A 26,373-nucleotide genomic window follows, 5' to 3' on the forward strand; every position below is an offset into this window, starting at 1 on the left:
GGTATAATCCTTTTACTTCTTGCAGACCACCTGGTCGTTATATCTGATGTCAATAGTACGGTATTCGCTCCAACCGATCGACGAAAGCCCGCTGCGGTAGAACCGCAACAGTTTGTCGAACTTGCGCTCCACGTCGTCCAGCCGGCCGAAAAGCACGGTGAAACGGCCGCTGCGAGGCGTAAGTTCGACCTCCAATGCTCCGCTGGGGGGCGTTTTCGCGGTGATCTGCACCACTTCCGACCTCCAGAAATCATCGTCTTCGACAGTTTCTACAAAGGTAAGGAGTTTCATGAAATCTTCGTAGCTTTTCTCCAACTTTTTTTGCTTCCGACGCTCGGCCTCCTGCAGCTCGGTGATACGCTCGATCTCCGCGCGGATCACACCCGCACGGTAGCGGTAGGTGCGGCGCAGTCCGGCCTTCTTCTCCCGCAGCGCGTCGACCCGCGCATCGAACTCCCCGGAGCCCTCCAGGCGCCACCACTGCCGCTTGATGCGCATGCGGCGCAGGGCCAGGATGTTGCGGTCGTTCTCCAGCTCACGCCGGTAGAGAGGGTATTTCTCGCGCTCGAGTTCGGCGATGCGGCCGTCGATCTCCCGGAGGCGCAGGTCGATATGCTCGCGCACGCTCCCCACGTACGATGCGGGAAAGGGCGGGCGGTACGAGCCGGTGACCACCGGCACGTAGAGCGACGAGGCTCGCGGCGCGGCGAAGACATAGCCTTCGGCCGTCACGTAGCCGTTCATGCCGTCGGTCAGCAGGCGCACCAGAGGCTTGCGCTGACTGATCTCAATGTGCAGCGTCCCCCCGTAGGAGACATAGGCGGCGGTTTCATCCACAAATCCGTTGCGGGCGATCAGTTGTTCGATGCCCGTCAGGTCCACCGCATCAACAGCCGTGCCGAGAGTCTTGATTCCGGCATGCGAAATCCACTGGCGGACCATCGCCGCCGAGACCAGGTGCCCCTGCGAAGAGCTGTCCACAACCTCGATCTCCACCCTTCCGACCGTGCCCGCATTGCGCACACGCCGCACCGCCGAGGCCGCAAAGACGATGTATGCGGCCACGGAACCCCACAGCAGGGACAGAAGCGTGTATCGGAGGTATTTGTTCAACGAATCGGGGTATCAGTCATTTCAGCGAATTCATGCAGCGGCGCCGGGCGGCGTCCGGATGCCCGGCAGCCGCCGGAGCGTCAGCTTTTTGCCCGGAGCCTCTCGGCGATCGCCCCGCAGCAGGCGTCGATATTGCCTGCGCCGAAGCTGATCACCACCTCGGAGTCCATTGCGGCCACTTCGTCGGCAAGCCGGTCGCGGTCGACGATGCGGCACGGCACGGCGACCCGTCGGGCGATGATCTCCGAGGTGACACCCGGAATCGGCTCCTCGCGGGCCGGGTAGATCGGCAGCAGCACCACTTCGTCGGCAAGCGAAAGCGCCTCGGCGAACTCCGCATGGAGGTCGCGCGTACGGGTATAGAGGTGGGGCTGGAAGAGCGCCGTGATCCGCCGCCCGGGGAACATCTTCCGCACGGAGGTGAGCGTCGCGGCCAGCTCGCGCGGATGGTGGGCATAGTCGTCCATATAGACCTGCTTCGGGGTGTTGATGTAGAACTCGAAGCGCCGTTTCACCCCCGAAAACGAGGCCAGCGCCCCGCGCAGGCTGTCGCCGTCAAGGCTGCCACCCTCGGCCCGGGCCGCGCACCACACCGAAGCGACGGCCGCGACCGCATTTTCGATGTTGACCCACCCCGGAATGCCCAGCGTACACCCCTCGAACGTACCCGAGGGGGTCACCAGGTCGTAGCGGTAATGACCCCCTTCGAGCAGCTGCACGTTGCGGGCGTAGAAATCGCACGGCTCGTCGAACGAATAGCGCCAGAGGCTGATCTCAGGGTTGTCGATCACGATGTCGACCCCCTGTTTGACAATCAGCGAGCCGCCCGGCCGGATCTGCCGCACGAACTGCGAGAAGGCCTCCTTCACCGCCTCGTGCGTCCCATAGATATCGAGGTGGTCGGCATCGGCCGAGGTGACCACCGCCACATCGGGATACAACTGCAGGAACGACCGGTCGAACTCGTCGGCCTCGACAGCCAGCCTCCGACCGTCGCCCAGAACTAGGTTGCCGCCGAAATTCTTCGAAATGCCCCCCAGAAAAGCCGAGCCGCCGCCCGTGAGGGCACGGTTGAGCCAGGCCACCATTGTCGAAGTGGTGGTCTTGCCGTGTGTGCCCGCCACGGCCATCACGTATTTACCCTCCGCAAGATGGCCCAGCATCTGCGAACGCTTCTCGACGCAGAAACCGTGGTCGCAAAAATAGCGGTATTCGCCGTGATCCTGCGGAACAGCCGGGGTATAGACGACCATCGTCTCCTTCGGGTCGAGAAAACCCTCGGGAATCAGCCGCACATCGTCCTCGTAGTGAATCGCCGCGCCCTCAGCTTCGAGTTCGCCGGTCAGCGGCGAAGGCGTGCGGTCGTAGCCTGCAACGGCACGGCCCTCGTGCAGAAAATAGCGCGCCAGGGCGCTCATGCCGATGCCGCCGATACCCAGAAAATAGACGTTTTTAAATTCCATTGCTCCAAAACTTCAAATATGTTCAATCGCCGATCCGCAGCCGGAGCTGCACCGTCGCGGCGCATCGCCGCATTTGCCCATCCGACCCGGGTCCAAACCTCCTCCGCATCAGCGGGGCGGGGCTTTCAGACCGTCACCGGCTCCTCGGGAGGAGGCCCGTCAGCCGATCAGCGTTACAATCTCGTTGACGATATCTTCCGCGGCGGCAGGCCTGGCCAGCGCCTCCAGATTGCGGCTCATGGCAGCCAGCGACTCCCGATCCGCCAGCAGCTCCAAGGCCCGCGGCATCGCCTTCGTCCGGCACTCGGCGTCCGAAACGACCACCGCCGCACCCTTTGCCTCCAGCGCCCGGGCATTTTTGGTCTGATGGTCCTCGGCCACATTGGGCGACGGCACGAACAGCACCGGCCGGGCAACGAGGCACAACTCCGAAACCGTACCGGCCCCGCTGCGCGAGACGACCAGGTCGGCTGCGGCGTAGGCATAGTCCATACGGTCGATGAAAGCCCCCTGCCAGACGTGTGGGGCGGGGTGCGCGGCCAGGAAGGCCTGCATCTCGCGCTCGTAGTATTTGCCCGTCTGCCAGATCACCTGCACGGGGGCCTGGCCACCCGTCCCGACGATCCATGTCTTCATCATCTCGTTCAGCGACCGCGTCCCGAGCGACCCCCCGACCACCAGAATCACCGGCAGATCGGGCTGCAGCCCGTAATATTCCAGCGCCTCGGCACGGTCGGCGCCCCCCTTCGAGAATCGGCCCCGCAGGGGGTTGCCCGTGAGTACGATCTTCGCCGCCGGGAAGAAGCGCTCCATACCCTCGTAGGCTGTGCAGATGCGCCGTGCGCCCTTTGCAAGGATTTTATTCGTCATCCCCGCATAGGAGTTCTGCTCCTGAATCAAGGTCGGCACACCCATTCGCTGTGCGGCCCACAGCACCGGAGCGCTGGCGTAGCCGCCGAAGCCCACCACGACATCGGCCCCGAAGTCGCGGATGATTCGCTTCGCCATCCGGATGCTCTTCACGGCCTTGAACGGCAAGGCAAGGTTGTGCCAGTCCAGCCGCCGCTGGAGACCCGCGATCGGCAGACCCACGATGCGGTAGCCCAGCGCCGGGACCTTCTCCATCTCCATCTTGCCCTCGGCCCCGACGAAGAGAAGCTCCACCTCATCGCCGAAGCGCCGCTTCAGGGCCTCGGCGACAGCCACAGCCGGGTAGATGTGCCCTCCCGTGCCGCCGCCCGATAAAATGATCTTCTTCATATTTTACTTTTTTAACGTCCCCAGTTTCCCCGGTCGAGCGACCGGTAGTTGATCGCCTCGGCGATGTCCGCCTGCGTGATGTCGGCACGGCCCGCCAGGTCGGCAATCGTACGCGCCACCTTCAGGATCCGGTCGTAGGCCCGTGCCGAGAGCGACAGCCGCTCCATGGCCCGCTCCAGCAGCGCTCCCGAAGCCGCATCGAGGCGGCAATATTCGCGCAGCATCGCGCTGTTCATCATCGAGTTGGTATGAATCCCCTCGACACCGCCCAAACGCGCCTCCTGCACCGCACGCGCCCGGACGACCCGTTCGCGCACCGCAGCGCTCGCCTCGCCCGGCGCTGCCGTCGACAACTTCTGCGGGGTCACGGGCGTCACCTCCACATGCAGGTCGATGCGGTCCATCAGCGGACCCAAGATGCGGCCCATATAGCGGAGCACCGACCCCGGAGAACAGGTGCACTCCTTCGTCGGGTGGTTGTAATAGCCGCACGGGCAGGGATTCATCGCCGCCACGAGCGTAAAATTCGCCGGGTATTCGACGCTGTATCTGGCCCGCGAAACCACGATCTTCTTCTCCTCCAGCGGTTGCCGCAGCACTTCGAGCACACTGCGCCCGAATTCGGGCAGTTCGTCGAGGAACAGCACGCCGTTGTGGGCCAGCGACACCTCGCCCGGACGGGGCGACTGCCCGCCGCCGATGACAGCGACCTGCGAAGTGAGGTGGTGCGGCGCCCGGAAAGACCGCCGGGTCATCAATCCGCCCGTCACGCCCACCTTCCCCGCCACGGAGCGGATCTTGGTCGTCTCGAGCGCCTCCTCGCGCGAAAGCGGCGGCAGGATCGTCGGCAGACGCCGTGCAAGCATCGTCTTGCCCGAACCCAGAGCTCCGATCATGATGACGTTGTGCCCTCCCGCCGCAGCGATCTCCAGTGCGCGTTTCACATGCGTCTGACCCCGCACGTCGGCGAAATCCTCCGCATAGTGCATCGAAGGGCTCCCCGTCGGCCGGTACGGCCGGAGCGATCTCCTCCTCGCCGTTCAGGTAGCCGACAACCTGGCGCAAGGTCGTGGCGCCGATCACCTCAATTCCGTCGACAACCGCGGCCTCCGCCGCGTTTTCAACCGGCAGCACCACACGCCGCAGCCCCTCCGAACGCGCCCGGACCGCAACGGGCAACACACCCCGCACGGGCTTGAGCGAGCCGTCGAGCGACAGCTCGCCGACGAACATCGTCCCGGCGACGGCGTCGGCGTCGATACGCCCCATCGCCGCGAGGATGCCCACGGCGATCGGCAGATCGAAACCCGAGCCCTCCTTGCGCAGATCGGCCGGAGCCAGGCTCACGACCACCTTCTTGCCCGACATCCGCTCTCCCGAATTTTCGAACGCCGCCCGGATGCGCTGTTCGCTCTCCTTCACGGCATTGTCGGGCAGCCCCACGAGGTACATGCCCAGACCGCCGCCGGCGATGTTGACCTCGACGGTCACAGCCACGGCGTCGATCCCGACGACAGCTCCTGCAAATGTACGAACAAACATGACTAAAAAGGGGCTTCGTCATCGATTTTCGCCGAGCGGTTGAGGTCGAACTCCCCGCCCATGGCCGCACCCAGTCCCGAGATTCCCGGCTGGCTGTTCGAACCGCTGGCATAATCGTCGTAGGCCTGCTGGCTGTCGGCGGCCTGTGCGGGCGGCAGCATCGAGTCCTCCACATCGGCGAAACGGGCCTGCTCCTTCAGGAAGCGCAGGTTCACGTCGCACACGGCACCGTTACGGTGCTTGGCCAGAATGATCTCGGCCATGCCCGCCGTGGGCATGCCGTTCTCGTCCTGGTTGATGCCGTAATACTCCGGACGGTGGATGAAAGCCACGATGTCGGCATCCTGCTCGATGGCACCCGACTCGCGGAGGTCCGACAGCTGGGGACGCTTCGAGCCGCCGCGCATTTCGGTGGCACGGCTCAGCTGCGAAAGGGCGATCATCGGCACGTTCAGCTCCTTGGCGATGGCCTTCAGCGTACGCGAGATGAAGGCCACCTCCTGTTCGCGGTTGCCCTTCGTATCCTGGTTGCCAGTCATCAGCTGGAGGTAGTCGATGATGATGATTTTGATGTCGTTATGGATCTTCAGACGCCGGGCCTTCGAGCGGAACTCGAAGACCGAAAGGGCCGGAGTATCGTCGATGAAGAGCGGCGCCGAGCCCAGCGGCTTGGTGGCCGATTCGAGGTGGCGCCACTGCTCGGGCGTCAGGCGACCCGACTTGACGTCGTTGCCCGAAAGTCCCGTCTCGGCGATGATCAGACGCATCATCAACTGCACGGAGGACATTTCGAGCGAAAAGAAGGCCACGCCCTGCTCGTGGTCGACGGCCATGTTGCGGGCCATCGAGAGCACGAAGGCCGTCTTACCCATCGAGGGACGCGCGGCAACGATGATCAAATCGGAGAGCTGCCATCCCAGCGTCACGCGGTCCAGGGCCATGAAGCCCGACGGCACGCCGCTGAAGGCGCTGGTGTTCTTCGACGCCTCCTCGATCTGCATCAGCGCCCGGGCCAGGATGTCCTTCGACGACTGCACCGAACGTTTGACGTGTCCCTCGGCGACCTTGAAGATCTCGCCTTCGGCGTAACCGATCAGCTCCGTGACGTCGGTCGACTCGTCGTACGAGCGCCGCTGAATCTCGGTAGCCGAGCGGATCAGCTCGCGCTGCACGTATTTCTGGGCGATGATCTTGGCGTGGAACTCGACGTTGGCCGCCGAGCCGACCTTCTGGGTCAGCTGCGCAAGGTATGAAGCACCGCCCACCTTCTTCAGCTCCTTCTTGGCCTTGAGCCGCTCGGTCACGGTATAGAGGTCGATGGGTTTCAACTCCATCGACAGTTCGTTGATCGCCTTGTAGATCAGGCGGTGTTCCTCGGTATAGAATGCCTCGGGGGAGACAAACTCCTGCACGGTGATGATGCAGTCCTTCTCAAGCATCAGCGCACCGAGCACGGCCTCCTCCAGCTCGACCGCCTGCGGGGGCACATTGCCGACGGTATCGGTCATCGCCTCGAAGGCTTCCCGGTTGCGGGAAGAGGGTGTAAAATCTTTCGCCATGGATAATCGGATTCTTTCAAAGGTCAAAAGTAAGCATAAGCAGGGAGAAATCAAAACGAGGGTTTCGCCCGGCTTGTCGAAAACTATGTTTATAACACCCCTTTCGCCGCCGAATGCCGGAGCGGACCGGATGCCGCACCCCGGCGGCTCCCCACGTTTCGGGGTCTGTCCCCGCCCCGGCGCCTTTTGCGGAAGGAGCGTGCGGCCTGCGGCCGGAACGATCGCCTGTTGATAAGTTTTTCGGACGCCACCTACTCCTTCACGCCCAGTTCGCGCTGCGAAACGGCGAGGGCGGCGATGCTGATGCGGCATCCGGGAGCATCGCGCAGGATTGCCGAAGCGCACGACAGGAGTGTGGCGCCCGTGGTCATCACGTCGTCGACCAGCAGGACGTGCCGCCCGGCGAGCCGTTCGGGGCGGCGCACCGAAAACGCCCCCTCGACGTTGCCGGCCCGCTCGCGGCGGGGTTTGAGGGCCTGGCTGGCGGTATTGCGCGTGCGGCAGACGCTGGACCGGTCGACCGCCACACCCAGCTGCGCGGCGATTCCCTCGGCGATGTATTCCGATTGGTTATAGCCTCTCCGGCAACGCTTGAAGGGATGCAGCGGCACAACCACCTCCACGCTGTCGTAGAGCCCGCTTTCGCGCAGGCAGCGCCCATACCACTCGCCCATGGCCCGGGCCGTGCGCCAGCGGCTCCCCGCAGACGGCACAGCGGGGCGGGAACAGCAGCGACACGAGGTCGCGGGCAAGGTCACTGAGGATCGACATTGACGACGACGGTAATCGACTTGAACGCCGGATTTCCGGCAAAGGTTTTCAACTCGGCCGAAAGCAGTTCACGGGCACGGGCCGAGGAGGCGCCGCTCTCGATTTTCAGCAGCAGGGCCACGAGGTATTCGCCGCGGATGCGGTCGACGGGAGGGGTCATGGGGCCCAGCAGGCGGCGTCCGAAACGGGTGCGCAGCCGCGCGGCGAGCTCCAGGACGCCGTTGCGGAGCACCGCGGGATCGCGGTGGCGCAGCGTGAGCGACGTGAGCCGCGCATAGGGCGGATAGAAAAAGGCCTGGCGTTCGGCAAGCTGTGCGCGGGCCATCCCCTCGAAATCGCCAGCCGCGACCTGCCGGATCACGGGATGTCCCGGTTCGGAGGTCTGGATCACCACCTCACCCCCGTCGCCGCGCCGTCCGGCACGCCCCGCCACCTGCATCATCAGCTGGAAGGCCCGTTCAGCAGCCCGGAAATCGGGGTTGTTCAGCAGGTTGTCGGCATTGAGGATGCCGACGAGCGACACCCCCGCAAAGTCGAATCCCTTGGTGATCATCTGCGTGCCGACCAGGATATCGGTCCGGCGGGCCTCGAAATCGGCGATGATGGCGCTGAACGCCTTCTCGGAGGTCACACTGTCCCGGTCCAAACGGGCAACCCGCGCTTCGGGAAAGATCCGGGCGATCTCCTCCTCGACCTTCTCGGTCCCGAAACCCATCGGGATGACGTCGGTGACCTTGCACGAAGGGCACTTCGCCGGGACATCCTCCGTATGACCGCAGTAGTGGCAGACGAGTTTCCGCCCGCCCTTGTGGTAGGTCAGCGTCACGTTGCAGTGGGGACAGCGGGCCGTCCAACCGCACTCGGAGCACGCAACATAGGGCGAAAAACCGCGGCGGTTCTGGAACAGCATCACCTGTCCGCCCCGGTCGAGGGTCTCGCCGATCCGGTCCAGCAGGAGTTTGTTGAAATGGGCCTTGCGCTCGCCGCGGCGGGCGGCACGCAGGGTGTCGGAAACAAGGATCGCGGGCGGGCATGCGTCGCCGTAACGTTCGGTCAGCTCCGCACGCCCGTATTTGCCCGACACGGCGTTGAGCCACGTCTCGAGCGACGGCGTGGCGCTGCCCAGCAGTGTCCGACCCCCCGTCAGGCGCGCCATGACCACGGCACAGTCGCGGGCGTTGTAGCGCGGCGCAGGATCCGTCTGCTTGTAGCTGGCGTCGTGCTCCTCGTCTACGACAATCAGCTGCAAATGCTTCAGCGGCAGGAAGACCGACGACCGCACGCCGACGACGAACTCGCCCCCTTCGGAGCGGTTCAGCCGCAGGCAGGTCTCCGTGCGGCGGCGGTTGGTGAGTTTGGAATGGTAGGGAGTGACGCGGCTGCCGAAGATGCGCTCCATGCGCTCGATCAGCTGGGCCGTAAGGGCGATTTCCGGCACGAGCAGCAGCACGTCGCCCCCGCGCGCAAGCACCTCGGCGATCAGATGGATGTAAACCTCGGTCTTGCCCGAACCGGTGACGCCCTGCAACAGAGCGGTGGTTTTTCCGGTGGCGAACTGTTCGCGCAGGGAGTTCAGCGCCGTCTGCTGGTGCTCGGTCAGCTCCGGAAGGCGGAAGGCCGATCCGCCGCGCTCGACCGAACGTTCGCGCTGCGTGCAGACGATGTATTTCTTGCGCTCGAGGGCATGCAGCACGGCATAATCGGCCCGGAGCAGACGACGGGCCACCTCGCCCGTCGCAATGCGCGTCTCATCGCCGACCGTGGCCAGCTCGAGCAGTGCCTCGTATTGTTTCGGGGCGCGCCGCTCGATTTTCTCGCAGACTTCATGAAAACGGCCTTCGTCGTGGAGTTCGGCAGCCAGAGCCACATAGCACTCGGTACGGGGACGGAACTCCTCTTCGGAAAACTCCTCCTCCGTGTTACCCGAAGGCTTCAGCAGCGCGGGAAGCGCCACGCGCATCACCTCGCCCAGGGAACACATGTAATACGAGGAGATCCACTCCCACAGCGCCATCTGCTGCGCCGAGAGCAGAGGCGTGTCGTAGAGCACGCGCTGGATCGATTTGACGGTTTTGACTGCGGGACAGCGGTCGTGGACCCGCCACACGATGCCCGTATAGAATTTGCGTGCGCCGAACTGCACCGCAACGGCCTGACCCGCCACAACGGCCCAATCTTCGGGCACGGCAAACGTATAGACGGGTTGCGCCAGCGGAAGGACGATATCGGCGTAGAGTGGCATCAGCCCTTCCCGATTGTCTGGAATCCCTTCCCGTAGACTCCCATGACCGACCCGACGGTCATGAAGGCATCGGGATCGATCGTCTTGACAAATTTGAGGATCATCGAGGTCTCACGCTTGCGGCAGACCACCATGACGATTTTGGACTCCTGTTTCGAATACCACCCCTGCGAGTCGATGAGCGTCACCCCGCGGTGGACGTTCTCGACGATGGCCTGGGCCATTTTCTCGTAGTCGTGCGTGACGATGAAGACCTGGCTCGACTGCTGGTTTCCGGCCATGATCATATCGACCGTATAGCCTACGACGGCCGTCATCACATAGCCGTAAATCACGGCGCTGATGCCCATGCCCACCAGCAGGGCCGAAGCGATGATGAAGAAATCGGAGTAGATGAGGATTTTGCCGTAGCTGACCGTGCGGTACTTGTTGATGATCATGGCCACGATGTCCGTGCCGCCCGTCGAGCCGCCCTGCGAAAAGCAGAGCGCGATGCCGGCACCGGCCAGGATGCCGCCCATGACAATGGCCAGCAGGTTGTCGACCCCGAGGAAGTTGCCCTCGGGAAGCACCTCCTGCCAGAAGTTCATGCCCACGGAGATGATCACCACGCAGAAGATGGTCTTGAGGCCGAAGTTCCAACCCACGATAAATCCGGAGACCAGCAGCAGGATGGCATTGATGATGAAGACCATCGTGCCGACCTGAAGGTCGATTCCCGCCACCGAGAGCGCATTGCACAGGACGAGTGACAGACCTGCGGCGCCGCCGCCAACACCTCCGGACGGGAGGATGCAGCCGATCCAGCCGAAAGAGTACATCAGCATACCGGCGGCCATCAGGAAATACTCCTTGACGGGTTTGAGCACAATGTCGGGATTGATGGATTTCATAACGAAGGGGTTATTCGGGGTTTGCCTCCGCAAAGGCGGTGCAGGCCGGATGCAGAGCCGGGAAGACCCGCGATCTGCCGAGGCGCAACCTACCTCTGCCGAAGTTTGTCTGCGGCAAAGGTAGTAAAAATTTCGCCTTGGTATGCATTGCGTTCCTCCAATCTTTTTTCAAGTTTTGCAAGCAGCTGCTCGTTGCGCACCAGACCCCAGTTGCGGCCATAATGGTAGCGCGGCGGAGCCTCCGAGGCGAAACGTTCGACAACCACGTCGGGACGCAGCCGCCGGAGGATTTCGACGAACAGGTCGATGTACTCCTCCAGCTCCCAGAAGCGGAAATGCTCCGGCGAGGCGTCGTACTCGGCGGCCATCGGCGTGCCGCGGAAAACCTGCAGCTGATGGAACTTCACGGTCGTGAGCGGCAGCGAGTTGATCTGCTCCACCTGGTCGAGCAGCATCGCGTCGGTCTCGCCCGGAAGCCCGAGGATGAAGTGCGCCCCGACGTGCAGGCCCCTCGCGGCACTCATCTCCACGGCACGGCGGGCACATGCGAAGTCGTGGCCCCGGTTGACGGCCCGGAGCGTGGCGTCGAAGGTCGACTCGATGCCGTATTCGAGAGCCACATACCGATCGCGGGCCAGCTCCGCGAAGTAGTCGAGCTTGCGCCCGTCGATGCAGTCGGGGCGTGTGCCGACGACGATGCCCGCAACGTCGGGGTGCGCGAGGGCCTCTCCGTAAAGCGTCTTCAGCCGTTCCAGCGGGGCATAGGTGTTGGAAAAGGACTGGAAATAGACCAGGTAGCGCTGCGCCGAACGGTAGCGGTTGCGGTGGAATTCGATGCCCTCGGCAAGCTGCTGTCCGACGCTCTTCGAGGGCATGCAATAGGAAGGGGTGAACGCCCCGTTGTTACAGAACGTACACCCTCCCTCTCCGACCGTCCCGTCGCGGTTGGGGCAGGTGAAGCCCGCATCGACGGAAAGTTTCTGCACCCGGCAGCCGAACAGACGACGGAAATAGCCCGCATAGGAGTTGAACCGCCTCGTATCGCCCCACGGGTAGATCATAGCTACAAGCCCCAGTCCGAAGCCTTGAAGGTTGCCTTCGGTGCATTGGGCACGTTGGTAAAGAAGCTGTGCCCGGTGAGTTTTTCGAGGTCCGAGATCGACATCATCTCCCGCGATGTCACCTGCTGCCCCTTGAGTCTGTTGCTGTGTGCCCGCACAAAGGCTGCGCACATCAGTTCGTCGGCCGAACAGTTCAGCACCGATTTGCCGGTATCGCCCCGCTTGGTGCGCAATACGGCGATGTAGAACATCGTGGGGCACGACACGTCCGAACGGCCGCCGAACTCGATTTTCCGGGGCGAAGCCGACACCCCGTAGCCGTCGGTATAGGGCTCGAAGTATGTGCCGATGACCAGATAGGTCGTATCGCGGCAGACCTTGTTGTCGATCCAGTCCTCGAGCGTATTCCATCCGCCGCCGCCGGTGTTGAATCCCGAAGAGTACTGCGGAGCGATATTGGTATAATAGAAAACCTGCCGATTGATGGCCGTGGAATAGGTGCGTTCGGCAGAACCGAGCATGTGGCCCTTGTTGCAGCCGCCGCCCGTCGACTTGCTGTTATACTGGATGCTGGAGAGAATGATCGGGTCCTTGGCATAGGCATTCGTGCGATTGGCTCCGCCCTCGTAGCAGGCATGACGCGGCGCAGCCACCCAGACGGGGCAGTGGTGCTTGGCGCTGAAGCAGACCGCATAGTTGCGCGCCTTGTGGCCGCCGACCGAAAGATCGGAGCAGATGTGGTAGGCGTAATGATAGTCGCTGTTCGACTTGTCCTCCGGAAGCAGTTCGGGCCATCCCGAATATTTCGCCGAGCCCGCATTTCCGCTGCCGCCGCCGTCCGACAAGGTGGTGAAGGTCGCCGCGGCGCTGGTGTAGGTTTGTCCGTTCCACTCGGCGCAGAGCGCAAATTCGTAGGTCGTGCCGGGCGTCAGGCCGGTCAGGTCCGCCGTCTTGGTTCCCGTTCCCGCCGAAACGTCCGCCCGGGCATGGCTGCCCGACGAAGCCGGCTTATACCGGAAATAGACCTTATGGTCGGCCGTATTGTCAAAATTGAACGTACAGCTCAGCTTTGCCCCGGTTTGGGTCACGCCCGACGCCACGGGAGTCCCGAAAGCCGGCTGGCCGGGAGTGGGAGCAGGCATGTCGCCCTGCCCGGTTCTGAAGGTCGCGCCACGGCTCTGAATGCGGCCGGTCGACAGGTCGACATAGGCGAAAACCAGGTAGTCCGTTTCGGGCTGGAGTCCGGTCAGCGTGGCTCCGATGCCGGCAGCGCCGACAATGGAGCCCGTCGCATCGACGAACGAGCCGACTTTATCACCGGAAATGGCGGCATAGGAAAATCCCACGCCCATGGTTTCGAGCACACCCTCGCCGAAACGAGTTTGGCAGTTCAGCTCTGCCGTCGTGCCGTTGACCTCGGCCACAGGCGTCAGGAACCAGTCGGTTCCGGGCCCCGTCTTTTCATCCTCGCAGGAGGCGAAGGCCACGGTAAGGCCCAGAAGGAGAAACGCAAAAATTTTCTTCATTTGGATCTGTAAAAAATATGTTATTCCTTGTTTTTCGAGTCCATCCAGATCGTCACCGGTCCGTCGTTGACCAGCGAAACCTGCATGTCGGCACCGAATTCGCCCGTGGCGACCCCACGGCCGAGCAGTTCGGCGACCCGCGCCGTAAATCGTTCGTAGAGCGGCCGAGAAACGGCCTCGGGAGCCGCCTTGACATAACTCGGGCGGTTGCCCTTGCGGGTCGAGGCCTGCAGCGTGAACTGACTCACGATCAGAATTTCGCCGCCCGTCTGCACGACGTCGAGGTTCATGACGCCCGCCGCATCGTCGAAGATGCGCAGACGCACGAGTTTTCCGGCGAGGTACTCGATGTCCTCGTCGCCGTCGTCACATCCGACGCCGAGCAGAACCAGCAGTCCTGCCCCGATCCGGGAGCGGAGATCGCCGCCGATGGCGACGGAAGCGTGTTGTACACGCTGAACAAGCACTCGCATGGCCGGAGATTCAGAGATTTTCGAAATAGGCCCACAGGTTGTCGCCCGCAGGCACCGGAGCCGTGACCGAGAGGGGTTCGCGACGCACGGGGTGCTCGAACTCGACGCGGCGCGAGTGGAGCGAAATGCCGCCCCCGGGCAGGGAGCGCCGGGCGCCGTATTTCAGATCGCCGCGGATCGGGCATCCGATCTTCGAGAGCTGGGCGCGGATCTGATGGTGACGGCCGGTGAGCAGTTCGACCTCGACCAGCGTGTAGTTTGTACCCGCTCCGAGCGTCGTATAGCGCAGGCGCGCCTCCTTGGCATCGCCCTTCGGGGCGTCGCAGGCCCGCGAACGGTTGGTTTTGCCGTCGCGCAGGATATAGTGGCGCAATTCGCCGCTCTCGGGGTCGGGAGTGGCTTCGGTCAGCGCCCAGTATGTCTTATGGATGCGGCCTTCACGGATCATCGCGTTCAGACGGACCAGAGCCTTCGACGTCTTGGCGAAAAGCACGACTCCGCTCACCGGGCGGTCGATGCGATGCACCACGCCGAGGAATACCTCGCCGGGCTTGGCGTCGCGCCGTTTGATAAAGGCCTTGATCTGATCTTCGAGGGCGCTCTCGCCCGACGGATCGGGCTGCACCAGATCGCCGCAGTGCTTGTTGACGATCAGCAGGTGGTTGTCTTCGTAGAGAATATCGTCCGGGTTGAACATCTTCCGAAATTACAGAATAAAGGTGAAGGGCAGCAGCCTGGAGGCCGAATCGACCGCCGTAACCGTACCGTGACCGCTCATCAGCACCCGCATCGGGGATCCCTGGCGGCGCTCGACGTCGACCATCACCTGCCGGCACTGGCCGCAGGGATAGCATTCGCGCTCCGAGGGATTCGAGGCAATGGCCATCGCCTCGATCGGATCGTCGGCATAATTGGCCTGGGCGTAAAACATCAGCGACCGCTCGGCGCAGAGTCCCGCGGGATAGACTTCGCTTTCGAAATTACTGCCATAGAGTATTTTACCGCTACGCAGACGCGCGGCGGCGCCTACGTGGAAATTCGAATAGGGGGCATGTGCATTGGCCGTGGCCCGTTCGGCCTCGGCAACCAGCCTGCGGTCGGCTTCGGAAAGCTCCGACAGCGCCGCATAATGTTCGTAATCGAAACAAAACTGCTTTTCCATAATTCCTCCTTTTTTACAGGGGTGAATTACAAAGATACGAAAATTTTCAAAAATCAATCACCGAATCGTTTTTTCAATCGCCCTGCGCCCGATTCGGACGAATTAATTCATTTACAAAACCTTAAGGCCAAAAAACAAGAAAAACCTTCGGCGGCAGTGGCGGTGCGGGAGGAGGGGAATGAGGCCCGCGAAGGATCAGCCGGGCCGGGAAAGCAGAGCCGGGGAAGGTTGACCGGGAGAGCAGAGCCGGGGGAGGTTGCCGGGGAGGGGCAAAAAGTCCGGGCCGGACGGGGGCTTACAAGCCTGTTTCCCGTTCGGTCCGGACCAGTCGTTGCAAAAGGCTCCCGCGAGAAGCGCGGATCTTCTTATTCGAGCACGAACTTCGCCTGCACGTTGTACTGCAGCCGGATGGTCTTGAAATCGAGCGGCTCATCCTCCACAGCGTCTTCGGTGGCACCCCCCAGCATCTTGCTGCCGCGCATCACGGCCATGTTGTCGTAAAAAACAGGCATCATGTTGTTGTTCGAGTCGTAGATGTAGAAGCATTTCCCGATCTTCTGCCCGACGGCTTCGGCCAGTGTCGCGGCACTCTGACGGGCATCCTGCATCGCCTCGACACGCACCTCGGACTTATACTGTTCGATTTTCGAATGCGTAACCTTCAGAATCGAGACGTTCGAAATGCCCAGTCCGTCCAGCACCTGCCACACCTTGGAGACCATCGCCGAGGAACCCAGCAGCAGCTGGTATTTGGCCGTAGCCACCGAGGTCTTTTTCTTGAAGAACTCGCTCGACAGGTTGGCCATCTTGAGCTGTTTTTCGACATCAACCCCCGCACGTTTGAGCGCGGCGATCATGTCGCGCTGCTGGCTTTCGACCGAAATCTTACCCTTCGAGTCGCGTTCGTTGATGATGATCTGCAGGTAGAATTCGTCGGGCGCAACCTCCTTTTCGGCACGTCCGGTCACCTGGATGTAGCTGGGGAACGCCTCTTGCATCTGCGCTGCCGCGGGGAGGGCCAAAAAAGCCACCGCCGCCAATAAAATCAATCGTTTCATAATACTTCGTTTCAAGTGTGTCCTTTGCAAATAAAACGCCGAAAAACGAAAATACTGCATCCGGCGGACAACAAAAGTGCCGCCCCGCTCCCAGGCGGGCTTCCGGAACAAGTTTTTTTTCAGGCCCGGGATGGGGTGCGGACCGCTTTTCGGGCCGCCGCGCCGCTAATCTGCAAGGTTGCACCGACGGCCGAAAACCGACACGCGGCTCCCGGATTCAGCACGCGCCACACAGGCCTGTCACCTACCGCCGCACGAGCTTCACGACGTTCTCCACATGGTGCGTGTGAGGGAACATGTCGACGGGCTGCACGGCCTCGACGCGGTAGGCGGCATCCATCAGCTGCAGATCGCGGGCCTGCGTGGCGGGGTTGCAGCTCACGTAGACGATCCGCTCGGGGGCGGCGCGCAGGATGACATCGATGACCGGTTCGTCGACGCCCGCACGCGGCGGGTCGAGAATGATCACATCGGGACGGCCGTTCGCGGCCACAAATTCGTCGTCGAGCACCGCCTTCATGTCCCCGGCATAGAAGACCGTATTGCCGATGCCGTTGAGTTCGGAGTTGATCTTCGCATCGGCGATGGCCTCGGGGACATACTCCACGCCCACCACCCTCGCACAGCGTGCGGCGCAGAAGTTGGCGATGGTTCCCGTTCCGGTGTAGAGATCGTAGAGCACGTCGCCGGGCTTCAGATCGGCAAAATCGCGGGCTACCTTATAAAGTTCGTAGGCCTGCGCGGAATTGGTCTGATAGAAGGATTTGGGCCCTACCTTGAAGCGCAGCCCCTCCATCTCCTCGATGATGTGGTCCTTGCCGCGGTAGCAGACCGGGTCGAGGTCGCCCACCGAGTCGTTGTATTTCGTATTGACAATATAGAACAACGAACTGATCTCCCGAAACGTCGCCGCCAGATGGTCCAACAGGGCCGTGATGCGCGGCCGGTCGTCGCTGTTGAAGACCACGATCACCATCACCTCGCCCGTCGAGGCCGTGCGGACGATCATGTTGCGCATCAGCCCCTCGTGCGAGCGGGCGTTGTGGAACGTATAGCCGTTTTCGACACAGAACCATCTGGCCTCGGTGCGGATGGCATTCGAGGGATCGGGCTGCAACCAGCATTTGCGGATGTCCAGGACCTTGTCGAACATCGAGGGGATGTGGAATCCCACGGCCGGAGCATCGCCGATATCGCCCGCAGACTCGATCTCCTCGCGCGTCAGCCAACGGCGATCGGCAAACGTGAATTCGAGTTTGTTGCGGTAGAACTGCGTCTGCGCCGAACCGAGGCAGGGGGCGATCTCCGGCAGCTCGATCTTGCCGATACGCGTCAGCTGGTCGCGGACCTGGTCGGTCTTGAAGCGCAGCTGCTCCCCATAGGGCAGATTCTGCCACTTGCAGCCGCCGCAGACGCCGAAATGCTCGCAGAACGGTTCCGACCGCAACGGCGACCGCTTCACATAGCGGACCACGAAGCCCTCCATGAAGCGGCGGCGCTTCGAGCGGATCTGGACGTCGACCACGTCGCCCGGAACAGTCAGCGGAACGAAGACCACCACATCGTTCCAGCGGCCCATGGCCTTGCCCTCGGCCGCCAGGGTCGTTATTTCAAGCCCCTCGATCAGGGGATAGTTCGCTTTTTTACGTGCCATTCTTGACATAAATTCGGATTCGGAGCACAAAGGTACAAAAAAGCCGGACGGGATCAAATCCAATCTGCTCCCGGTCCGGCAAACATTCGGACGGAGAGCCCCCCGGAGCCTCCGGGATCACTCCTGTTCCACGTTCTTCGCCCGCTTCGCCCGCGCGTTGGCCCGCACGCCGCCGAGCCAGAAGCCCAGTGCGAAGGGCCCGCCGATCAAAACCGCAAGCGCCAGCACGATGTAGAGCAGGATTTCGCCGACGAAGCCCGGCAGGGCGTCGAGCGTCGTCCGGACCAGTTCGTCGCCCGTCGTGCGCAGCTGCTCGACCAGCACCTCGCGCTCGCGCGTGACATACAGCTGCAACTCGCTGCGCTGGCGGTCGAAATCGGCAAACGCATTGTCCACCGAAGCGTTCATCGTCCAGATGAGCTGCGTGGCCTGCCGGGTCAGCTCCTCCAGCATCTTGTCCGAAATCTCGGGCAGGTGCTCGGCGACGACCACGATACGGTTGAAACTGCGGTCCAGCGAATCGAGCTGCGCCCCGACCTGCTGACGCAGGCTGTCCTGCCGAAGCCGCATCTCGAAAATATCCTTCGACCAGCTCACGCTGTTGGCCACCTGCTGGGTCTGGCCGCTCAGCCGGTCGTTGACGTCGGCCAACACCTCGGCGATCGACCCCGTGGCATAGCCGTGTTCGACGCCGGCCGCCCGGAGGTATTCCAGCCACGCAAGGGTCGTGTTGTCGGTTTCGTCGCCCTCGGAGGTGGGGTTGTCGCGCAGGTAATCTGCGACGAAGCGTTCCATCAGCGCATAGCGGTCGTCCGGAAGCACCTGCCGGGCGAGTCTTCCGACCCGGCGGTCGAGCCGCAGCGCCGCGTCGCGGGCAATGTCGCTCTGGGGGCCGAACAGCAGCGAATCGGGCGCCTCGGCGAAATCCTCGGCCATGCGGCGGCACAGGATCCACAGGTCGGCCAGCGCCACATCGGGGATTCCCTGCATGGCGGCACTCACTCCGGCACGCGTGGCGCGGATTTTCCACCGTACGGCAGCCACACGTACCTCGACGTCGGGCGATGCCGCGACGATCGAGTCGGCAGCACGGGCCACCTCGCCGGCCATATCGTAGTAAAAGCCGCGCGTCATGGTCCGCACATTCATCTGCTCCTTCGACAGAGGGTCGCCCGTGGCCACGGCCACCTTCAGCAGCGAACACCCCGCAAACGCCGTCGCAGCGAAAAGCGCGACCGCCAATTTCATCCATCCCTTCATAACACTTCGTTTTACAGGTCAGAGACCACAATTATCGCCCTGATTCCACAACACCGCGGATGCGCCCCCCGCGACACAGCGACCCGCCCGGGCCGGGATCCCCGCACGAAGCAGGACCGGCACCGCGAAAAGTGCAGAAAACCCTTTCCCGCAATCAGGTCGTTTTGGGTCATAAAGATAGGTAAAATCCCGCAAAAAACACTATCTTTGCAAAACCGACTGCATTAAAACAGCCATCATTATGAAAATCGCCTGCCTGCAATTCAATCCGATACAGGAAAATACCTACATCGTCTGGGACGACACCAGGGAGTGCATCGTCATCGATGCCGGAAACAGCAACCCGCGCGAGGACGCCGCGCTGGACAACTTCATCGCCAAACACGGGCTGAAACCCGTCATGGCGGCCAACACCCACGGCCATTTCGACCACACGCTGGGTGTCGAGCACCTCAAACAAAGCTACGCAATCCCCTTCGCCCTCTCGTCGAAGGACCGGTTCCTGCTGGACAACGCTGCGACAAGCGGCTCGGTATTCGGAGTCAAGGTCGGCTCGATGCCCACGGCGGACATCGACCTCGACACCCTGTCCGAGATCCGCTTCGGGAAGACCGCCCTGCGTGTGATCCGCACCCCCGGACACACCCCCGGCCATGTGGCGCTGTACGAACCCGACTCGAAATCGCTCTTCACGGGAGACACGCTTTTCCGCGAGTCGATCGGCCGCACGGATCTGCCGGGCGGCGACTATTCGTGGATCATGCGCTCGATCCTCGACTCCCTGCTGCCGCTGGGCGACGAAGTGCATGTCTACCCCGGCCACGGCCCCGAATCGACGATCGGCCACGAAACGCTCTACAACCCCTTCATCGTCGAGGTGCTGAACGAAGAGGTGAATTACAGGAACCGGGAATAATCCCGGAAAAACCGATTCCGCCACGCCCCGTCCCGAGCGGCGCGTGCCGCCAACAACCATCGTCCCCGTGAAAACCCTGATCCACAAGATTCTCTACCGCACCCTGCCGCTCGAAGGCTATCTGCGCGTCGTGAGCCGGCTGTTCTTTCTCTGGCAGCGGCTGGGCATCGGACGCTATGCCCCGGCCACGGAGTACGTCTACCACCTGCCGCAACTGGTACATGCAGGCGACACGTGCATCGACATCGGCGCCAACCTCGGCTACTATGCCCGCACGATCTCCCGCCTCGCGGGCCCCACGGGCAGGCTCTTCGCCGTGGAACCGGTGGCTCCGATCCGCAAGGTACTGAGCCGCAACCTCCGCCGCTGCGGAAACACCGACATACTCCCCTACGCCCTGGGCACGGAGTCGAAACCGATCTCGATGGCCAACGACTCGGCCCGCGAAACGGGCTATTTCGGCACGGGGCAGAACTTCGTCAACGAGGACGGTGCCAAGGCCGACGTGGAGTTCACGGCCCAGATGCGCCGCGGCAGCGAGCTGTTCGGTAAACTCGAGCGTCTCGACTTCATCAAATGCGACATCGAGGGCTACGAGGTCGTCGTGATGCGGGAAATACGCCCCCTGCTGGAGCGGCACCGCCCCACGGTGCTGATCGAGACGGGCGGCGAAAACCGTCCGCAAATCGTCGCCCTCTTCACCGAACTGGGATACACGGGCTACACGCTCGACCGCGGGCAGGAGATCCCGCTGGCGAAAAATACAACGAAAGACATCATTTTCAGACATGCGCATTGACATCATATCCTCCGTCCCCGAACTCATGACCTCCCCGCTCAACGAATCCATCCTCAAACGGGCGCAGGAGAAGGGACTCGTGGAGATCGTCGTCCACAACCTGCACGACTACGCCCACGACCGCCGCAAGACCACCGACGACTATCCCTTCGGCGGCGAAGCGGGAATGGTCATGAAGTGCGAACCGGTCTTCGAACTGGTCGAGAAACTCCGCAGCGAGAGACATTACGACGAGATCATCTACACCTCGCCCGACGGCTGCCGCTACGACCAGCACGAGGCCAACCGGCTGTCGACGCTGGAAAACATCATCATCCTCTGCGGCCACTACAAGGGCATCGACCACCGCATACGCGAGCACCTCGTAACGCGCGAAATATCAATCGGCGACTATGTGCTGACGGGCGGCGAACTGGCGGCCTGCATCATCGCCGACTCGGTCGTGCGGATCATCCCCGGAGCCATCGGCGACGAGGCGTCAGCCCTCACGGACTCGTTCCAGGACAACCTGCTCGCACCGCCCGTCTACACCCGTCCGGCGGAGTTCCGCGGATGGAGGGTCCCCGACGTGCTGCTGTCGGGCAACTTCGCACAGATCGAAAAATGGCAGGACGAACAGGCCTACGAACGCACAAAGCGGCTGAGGCCCGACCTCTTAAACGAATAGAGCCATGCGTTACTACCTCATCGCCGGGGAGCCGTCGGGCGACCTGCACGGCGCAAACCTGATCAAAGGACTACAAAAAGCCGACCCCGGGGCGGAATTCCGCTTCTGGGGCGGGGACTGCATGGCCGCAGCCGGCGGCGAAGCCAACCTGCGGAAGCATTATCGGGACACCTCGTTCTTCGGCATCGTGCAGGTGCTGAAAAACCTCGGGACCATCCGGCGGCAGATGCGCGAATGTCAGGCCGATGTGGCGGAGTTTGCCCCCGACGTGCTGATTCTGGTTGACTACCCGGGCTTCAACATGAAGATGGCCCGCTGGGCCAAAGAGCACGGCATACGCACGTTCTATTACATCGCCCCGAAGGTCTGGGCGTGGCGCGAATGGCGCGTGAAGGCGATCCGCCGTTACGTCGACCGTCTGTTCATCATCTTCCCCTTCGAGCGGACCTATTTCCCGAAACACGGCATCGAACCCGTCTTCGAAGGCAACCCGCTCGTCGACGCCATTCAGGCCCGGCGGGCGACGCTCCCGACACCCGGGGAGTTCCGCCGCCGCAACGCCCTCGACCAACGCCCGATCGTCGCCCTGCTGGCCGGAAGCCGCAGGGGTGAGATCCGCGACAACCTGCCATTGATGGCCGCTCTGTCGCGAAAATTCCCCGAGCACCAGTTCGTGGTGGCGGGCGTCGCATGGCTCGACCGGGCGCTTTACGAACAATACATCGCCGGAAGCGACATCCGCTATGTCTGCGACCAGACCTACGAGACGCTGGCGGCCGCCGAGGCGGCTGTCGTCACGTCGGGCACGGCAACACTCGAAACCGCCCTGCTGGGGATCCCCGAGGTGGTGGTCTACCGCACGGTGTGGTGGCAGGTATGGCTGCGGCCCTATGTGCTGAAGGTGCCGTGGGTGTCGCTCGTAAACCTCAACCTCGGGCGCGAGGCCGTCGCCGAGATCATCCAGTCGGACTACTCGATCGAACGCGCCGAACGCGAACTGCGGGCGATTCTGCGCGGCGGAAGCAGGCGCGAGACCATGTGTGCCGATTTCGACGAACTGCAGGCGATTATCGGCGGACCGGGAGCCAGCGAACGCTTCGCCAAACGGATGGTGGAGGAACTTGAAGCCCAATAATTAAGGAACGCCGGAGTTCCGGCAGCACCGACGGCCGTCAGAAACGGCACAGGCCGTCGGTCGCGCGGCACGGAAAGACAACCCAAAATTGCTGAAACGACTCGAATAATGAAAATCATCTGCATCGGCCGCAACTACGCCAAACATGCCGCCGAGCTGCACGAACAGCTCAACGACAGCGGGCGGCTCCCCGAGGAACCGATATTCTTCCTCAAGCCCGACACGGCGCTGCTGCGCAACAACGACCCGTTTTATATCCCCTCGTTCTCGCAGGAGGTGCACTACGAATGCGAACTGGTGGTGCGGATCAACCGCGTGGGCAAGGCCATCGCCGAGCGTTTCGCCCACCGCTATTACGACGAGGTAGGGCTGGGCATCGACTTCACGGCCCGCGACCTGCAGCGGCGGGCCATCGCCGAGGGGCTTCCGTGGGAGAGCTGCAAGGCTTTCGACCGTTCAGCGGCCATCTCGCCGGAATTCATCGCCCTGCGGGAGCTGGGCGGCGACGTGCAGCGGCTGCACTTCACGCTCGACGTGAACGGGGAGTGCCGCCAGCGGGGCGACACGGCGGAGATGCTCTTCACGGTCAACCGGATCATCGCCTCGGTGTCGCGATACATGACCCTGCGCATGGGCGACCTGATCTACACCGGAACGCCTGCCGGCGTGGGGCCGATACGCCCGGGCGACACGCTGCACGCCACACTCGAAGAACGCGAACTCTTAAATTTCGACATACGCTGATGCTGCTCAACGACAAACTCAAACCCTACCGTCTGCTGCTGGCCTCGCAGTCGCCGCGGCGCAGGGAACTGATGACCGGATGCGGATTGCCGTACGTGCCGGCCGAGAAATTCGACTGCGAGGAGACCTATCCCGACGACTTGCCGCTCATCGCCGTCTCGGAGTATCTCTCGACGCTCAAAAGCAAGGCCTACCCGGTTCCGCTGCGCGAAAACGACATTCTGCTCACGGCCGACACCGTCGTAGTGGCGAACGGCGAGTTTCGGGAAACGCCCGAAGGTCAGAGATGGCACGGCGGGGAGATTCTCGGCAAACCCCGCGACCGGGACGACGCCCGCCGCATGCTGAAAATCCTCTCGGGAGCCCGCCATCTGGTCACGACAGGCGTCACCCTGCGCTCCGCCACACGGATGACCCGCTTCACGTCGCAGACCCAGGTATGGTTCCGCATCCTCTCCGACGAGGAGATCGACCACTATATCGACACCTTCCAGCCCTTCGACAAGGCCGGGGCATACGGCATTCAGGAATGGATCGGCTATGCCGCCATCGAACGCATCGAAGGCTCGTTCTACAACGTCATGGGACTGCCCATCCAGAAAGTATACACCGAATTAGATAAATTTTTGAATCCATGAAACGCACCCTACTGACCCTGCTCGCCGCCCTCGCCCTACTGCCTGCACTGGCCGACGAGGGCATGTGGCTCCCGAGCCTGATTTCCGAACGCATCGACGACATGCGCGCAAAAGGCTTCCGCCTCACGGCCGAAGACATCTACTCGATCAACAAGGCCTCGATGAAAGACGCCGTCGTACTCTTCGACGGCGGCTGTACGGGCGAACTCATCTCGTCCGAAGGCCTGCTGCTCACCAACCACCACTGCGGTTACGACGCCATCCAGAAACATTCGACCGTCGAGCACGACTACCTGACCAACGGCTTCTGGGCCATGTCCCGGAGCGAGGAACTGCCCAACGAAAAACTCTGGGTCCGCTTCCTCGTCCGCATGGAGGAGGTGACCGACCGGATTGCCGCGGGCGAGACGGCCGCACGCATCATCGAAAAGGCCCAGGCCGAAGGACCGGGCTACAAGGCCTCGATCGAACAGATGTACTACGGCAACCAGCAGTTCCTATTCGTCTACGAACAGTTCGACGACGTGCGTCTGGTGGCTGCTCCACCCTCGTCGATCGGCAAGTTCGGCGGAGACACCGACAACTGGATCTGGCCCCGACACACGGGCGACTTCTCGATATTCCGCATCTACGCGTCGAAGGACAACCGCCCGGCGGCCTACTCGCCCCAAAATGTCCCCTACCGGCCGAAAAAGTATTTCCCGATCTCCACGAAAGGAGTTCGGGAGGGCGACTTCACGATGATCTACGGCTTCCCGGGCAACACGCAGCAGTACATCCTCTCCGACGCCGTGGCCTACATCGCCGAGCGCTCCGATCCGGCCAAGATCGCCATCCGCACGGGCCGGCTCGACATCATCTCCAAAGCGCAGGAGTCCGACCCCGCGCTGCGCATCCACTACGCCGCCAAGCACGCCTCGATCGCCAATGCCTGGAAAAAATGGCAGGGCGAGGCGCTGGGCATCAACCGCCGCGGCACCGTCGCCGCAAAATCAGACTACGAGATGCAATTCGAACGGTGGGCCGAGGAGCGTCCCGAATACGCCGGCATCGTAGAGGGCCTGCGCGCCGAGTACGCCCGGATCATGGACGCCTATTTCGCCTATGAGATCACCCGAGAAACGCTCGCAACGCTGCCGGCGGCCTACACCCCCGAAGAACGCGCCGAAGCGTGCTTCGCCCGGCGCAAGGAGACCGAGCAGGCGCTCTGGCGTCAGGCTTTCCGCGAATACGACCGCTGTCCGCAGGCCTACCGCATCCCGGCCCTGGCCGAAGGATTGGCGCGTTACCGGACGCCGGAGGCCTATGCCGATGCCCTTTTCGAACCCGTATGGGAGGGCAGCGACAGCGTGGCCATGCAGCCCGCAGTCCAACTGCGCAAGGAGACCAAACGCATGCTCGACCACATCGTGTGGATGCTGGGAACCAAATCACTGCGCAACCTCAACAGCACAATTCTCAACCGGCTCTACACCAACTACATCAAGGGGCTGCGCGAATGGGACCACGAGCGGGCTTTCTACCCCGACGCCAACCTGACGCTCCGCGTGTCCTACGGCTCGGTGGCCGGATACGAGTATGCCGACGGCGAATACCACAAGCCGCAGACGACACTCGACGGCATCATCGCCAAGGACAATCCCGAAATTTACGACTACGACATTCCGCAGTCGCTGCGCGATCTCTACGCCTCGAAGGACTACGGCCGCTGGGGCACGACGACCGACGGCCGCAGGACCGTGCCGGTCTGCTTCCTGGCGACGAACCACACCACGGGCGGCAATTCGGGATCTCCGGTGCTGAATGCCGCAGGCGAACTCATCGGCATCAACTTCGACCGCACGTGGCGCTCGACGATGAGCGACATCGCCTTCGATCCGGCCGTCTGCCGCAACATCGCCGTGGACATCCGCTACGTGCTGTTCGTCGTGGACCGGGTCGGCGGTGCGGGCTATCTGCTCAAGGAGATGAAGCTCAAATAAGGCATTCCGCGACCGCTCTCTCCGTTCGGCGGTGGTCGCCATGTAAATTTTTTCGTTTTTTACGCAAAAATTTTGCGAATCGCAAAATAGTGTCTATATTTGCACTCCCGAAAGTTGATTCGGGAGAGCAATGCCCAGGTGGTGAAATTGGTAGACACGCTACTTTGAGGGGGTAGTGAACAATTACGTTCGTGCAAGTTCGAGTCTTGTCCTGGGCACTGAAAACCGCGTTAAACGAAAGTTTGACGCGGTTTTTCGTTTATCGCCCTCCCCATGCTCGAGCTCGTCCCGGCGACAGCAGAACCCCATTCCCGTCTTTTTGCTGCGGATCGTCCGGACTTACGCGGCCGCCCGCAACACATCGCCCGGCCGGGTAGACGGATAGACGGGCGGATGGATAGGCAGGCGGGCGGCGGATGCGAAAATTGGGTTTTATGCGAAATTTGCCGTATCTT

The 26,373-nt window shown here is 62.5% G+C and carries 22 protein-coding genes, 1 tRNA gene and 1 pseudogene; 8 read left to right on the forward strand and 16 right to left on the reverse strand.

All coding sequences use genetic code 11. From position 1 onward, the window contains the following. Positions 1-12: 12 nt before the first annotated feature. From QZ460_RS04630 to QZ460_RS04705, 16 genes and pseudogenes are all read right to left on the reverse strand, one after another. Positions 13-1,113 carry a hypothetical protein gene (locus tag QZ460_RS04630; protein ID WP_290540416.1) on the reverse strand — a complete coding sequence of 367 codons (1,101 nt, stop codon included), beginning with the start codon at positions 1,111-1,113 and terminating at the stop codon, positions 13-15. A gap of 80 nt (positions 1,114-1,193) precedes the next feature. After that, positions 1,194-2,576: a UDP-N-acetylmuramate--L-alanine ligase gene (murC, locus tag QZ460_RS04635; protein WP_290540417.1), complete on the reverse strand. Its 1,383-nt coding sequence runs from the start codon at positions 2,574-2,576 to the stop codon at positions 1,194-1,196. Positions 2,577-2,735: 159 nt separating this feature from the next. Continuing rightward, positions 2,736-3,836: an undecaprenyldiphospho-muramoylpentapeptide beta-N-acetylglucosaminyltransferase gene (murG, locus tag QZ460_RS04640; RefSeq protein WP_290540418.1), complete on the reverse strand. Its 1,101-nt coding sequence runs from the start codon at positions 3,834-3,836 to the stop codon at positions 2,736-2,738. An 11-nt stretch (positions 3,837-3,847) separates the two neighbouring features. Beyond that, positions 3,848-5,378, reverse strand: a pseudogene (locus QZ460_RS04645) (YifB family Mg chelatase-like AAA ATPase). Positions 5,379-5,380: 2 nt separating this feature from the next. After that, the gene (gene dnaB, locus QZ460_RS04650; protein ID WP_290540419.1) at positions 5,381-6,937 is read right to left on the reverse strand and encodes a replicative DNA helicase; all 1,557 of its coding nucleotides are present in this window, start codon (positions 6,935-6,937) and stop codon (positions 5,381-5,383) included. A gap of 251 nt (positions 6,938-7,188) precedes the next feature. Then, positions 7,189-7,650: a ComF family protein gene (locus tag QZ460_RS04655; RefSeq protein ID WP_290540420.1), complete on the reverse strand. Its 462-nt coding sequence runs from the start codon at positions 7,648-7,650 to the stop codon at positions 7,189-7,191. A 41-nt stretch (positions 7,651-7,691) separates the two neighbouring features. Beyond that, entirely contained in the window at positions 7,692-9,950 is a 2,259-nt protein-coding gene (priA, locus tag QZ460_RS04660) for a primosomal protein N' (protein ID WP_290540421.1), read from the reverse strand. Further along, positions 9,950-10,843 (reverse strand): YitT family protein, encoded by an 894-nt coding sequence (locus QZ460_RS04665; RefSeq protein ID WP_290540422.1) that lies wholly within the window; start codon positions 10,841-10,843, stop codon positions 9,950-9,952. The genes priA and QZ460_RS04665 overlap by 1 nt, the downstream gene beginning before the upstream one ends. An 89-nt stretch (positions 10,844-10,932) precedes the next feature. Then, positions 10,933-11,904: a TIGR01212 family radical SAM protein gene (locus QZ460_RS04670; protein WP_290540423.1), complete on the reverse strand. Its 972-nt coding sequence runs from the start codon at positions 11,902-11,904 to the stop codon at positions 10,933-10,935. Between the two features lie 2 nt (positions 11,905-11,906). Further along, complete coding sequence (locus QZ460_RS04675; protein ID WP_290540424.1) at positions 11,907-13,430, reverse strand: DNA/RNA non-specific endonuclease; 1,524 nt, start codon at positions 13,428-13,430, stop codon at positions 11,907-11,909. Positions 13,431-13,450: 20 nt separating this feature from the next. Next, a complete protein-coding gene (gene dtd, locus QZ460_RS04680) occupies positions 13,451-13,903 on the reverse strand; it encodes a D-aminoacyl-tRNA deacylase (protein ID WP_290540425.1) in 453 nt (150 codons plus the stop codon). Positions 13,904-13,913: 10 nt separating this feature from the next. After that, positions 13,914-14,600, reverse strand: coding sequence for an RluA family pseudouridine synthase (locus QZ460_RS04685; RefSeq protein ID WP_290540426.1), 687 nt, complete (start codon positions 14,598-14,600; stop codon positions 13,914-13,916). 9 nt (positions 14,601-14,609) lie between these two features. Then, positions 14,610-15,065, reverse strand: coding sequence for a cytidine deaminase (locus tag QZ460_RS04690; protein WP_290540427.1), 456 nt, complete (start codon positions 15,063-15,065; stop codon positions 14,610-14,612). Positions 15,066-15,430: 365 nt separating this feature from the next. After that, complete coding sequence (locus QZ460_RS04695) at positions 15,431-16,123, reverse strand: SIMPL domain-containing protein (RefSeq protein ID WP_290540428.1); 693 nt, start codon at positions 16,121-16,123, stop codon at positions 15,431-15,433. Between the two features lie 244 nt (positions 16,124-16,367). Beyond that, entirely contained in the window at positions 16,368-17,777 is a 1,410-nt protein-coding gene (gene rlmD, locus QZ460_RS04700; protein WP_290540429.1) for a 23S rRNA (uracil(1939)-C(5))-methyltransferase RlmD, read from the reverse strand. A 117-nt stretch (positions 17,778-17,894) separates the two neighbouring features. After that, positions 17,895-19,037, reverse strand: coding sequence for a hypothetical protein (locus QZ460_RS04705; protein ID WP_290540430.1), 1,143 nt, complete (start codon positions 19,035-19,037; stop codon positions 17,895-17,897). A gap of 241 nt (positions 19,038-19,278) precedes the next feature. Here QZ460_RS04705 and QZ460_RS04710 point away from each other — a divergent pair, with 241 nt between their 5' ends. The 8 genes from QZ460_RS04710 (at position 19,279) to QZ460_RS04745 (ending at position 26,136) form a co-directional block, all read left to right on the forward strand. Beyond that, a complete protein-coding gene (locus QZ460_RS04710; RefSeq protein WP_290540431.1) occupies positions 19,279-19,953 on the forward strand; it encodes an MBL fold metallo-hydrolase in 675 nt (224 codons plus the stop codon). A 67-nt stretch (positions 19,954-20,020) separates the two neighbouring features. After that, positions 20,021-20,752 (forward strand): FkbM family methyltransferase, encoded by a 732-nt coding sequence (locus QZ460_RS04715; protein ID WP_290540432.1) that lies wholly within the window; start codon positions 20,021-20,023, stop codon positions 20,750-20,752. Next, the gene (gene trmD, locus QZ460_RS04720) at positions 20,742-21,419 is read left to right on the forward strand and encodes a tRNA (guanosine(37)-N1)-methyltransferase TrmD (protein ID WP_290540433.1); all 678 of its coding nucleotides are present in this window, start codon (positions 20,742-20,744) and stop codon (positions 21,417-21,419) included. The genes QZ460_RS04715 and trmD overlap by 11 nt, the downstream gene beginning before the upstream one ends. A 4-nt stretch (positions 21,420-21,423) precedes the next feature. Next, entirely contained in the window at positions 21,424-22,554 is a 1,131-nt protein-coding gene (gene lpxB / locus QZ460_RS04725) for a lipid-A-disaccharide synthase (protein ID WP_290540434.1), read from the forward strand. A 108-nt stretch (positions 22,555-22,662) separates the two neighbouring features. Further along, a complete protein-coding gene (locus QZ460_RS04730; RefSeq protein WP_290540435.1) occupies positions 22,663-23,298 on the forward strand; it encodes a fumarylacetoacetate hydrolase family protein in 636 nt (211 codons plus the stop codon). Continuing rightward, positions 23,298-23,936 carry a Maf family protein gene (locus tag QZ460_RS04735; protein WP_290540436.1) on the forward strand — a complete coding sequence of 213 codons (639 nt, stop codon included), beginning with the start codon at positions 23,298-23,300 and terminating at the stop codon, positions 23,934-23,936. Before QZ460_RS04730 ends, QZ460_RS04735 begins: the two co-directional genes overlap by 1 nt. After that, complete coding sequence (locus QZ460_RS04740) at positions 23,933-25,918, forward strand: S46 family peptidase (RefSeq protein ID WP_290540437.1); 1,986 nt, start codon at positions 23,933-23,935, stop codon at positions 25,916-25,918. Before QZ460_RS04735 ends, QZ460_RS04740 begins: the two co-directional genes overlap by 4 nt. Before the next feature lie 132 nt (positions 25,919-26,050). Then, positions 26,051-26,136: transfer RNA gene (locus QZ460_RS04745), tRNA-Leu, on the forward strand. The last annotated feature ends 237 nt before the right edge of the window (positions 26,137-26,373 follow it).

Source organism: Alistipes sp. (assembly GCF_020026455.1).
Classification (GTDB): Bacteria; Bacteroidota; Bacteroidia; order Bacteroidales; family Rikenellaceae; genus Alistipes.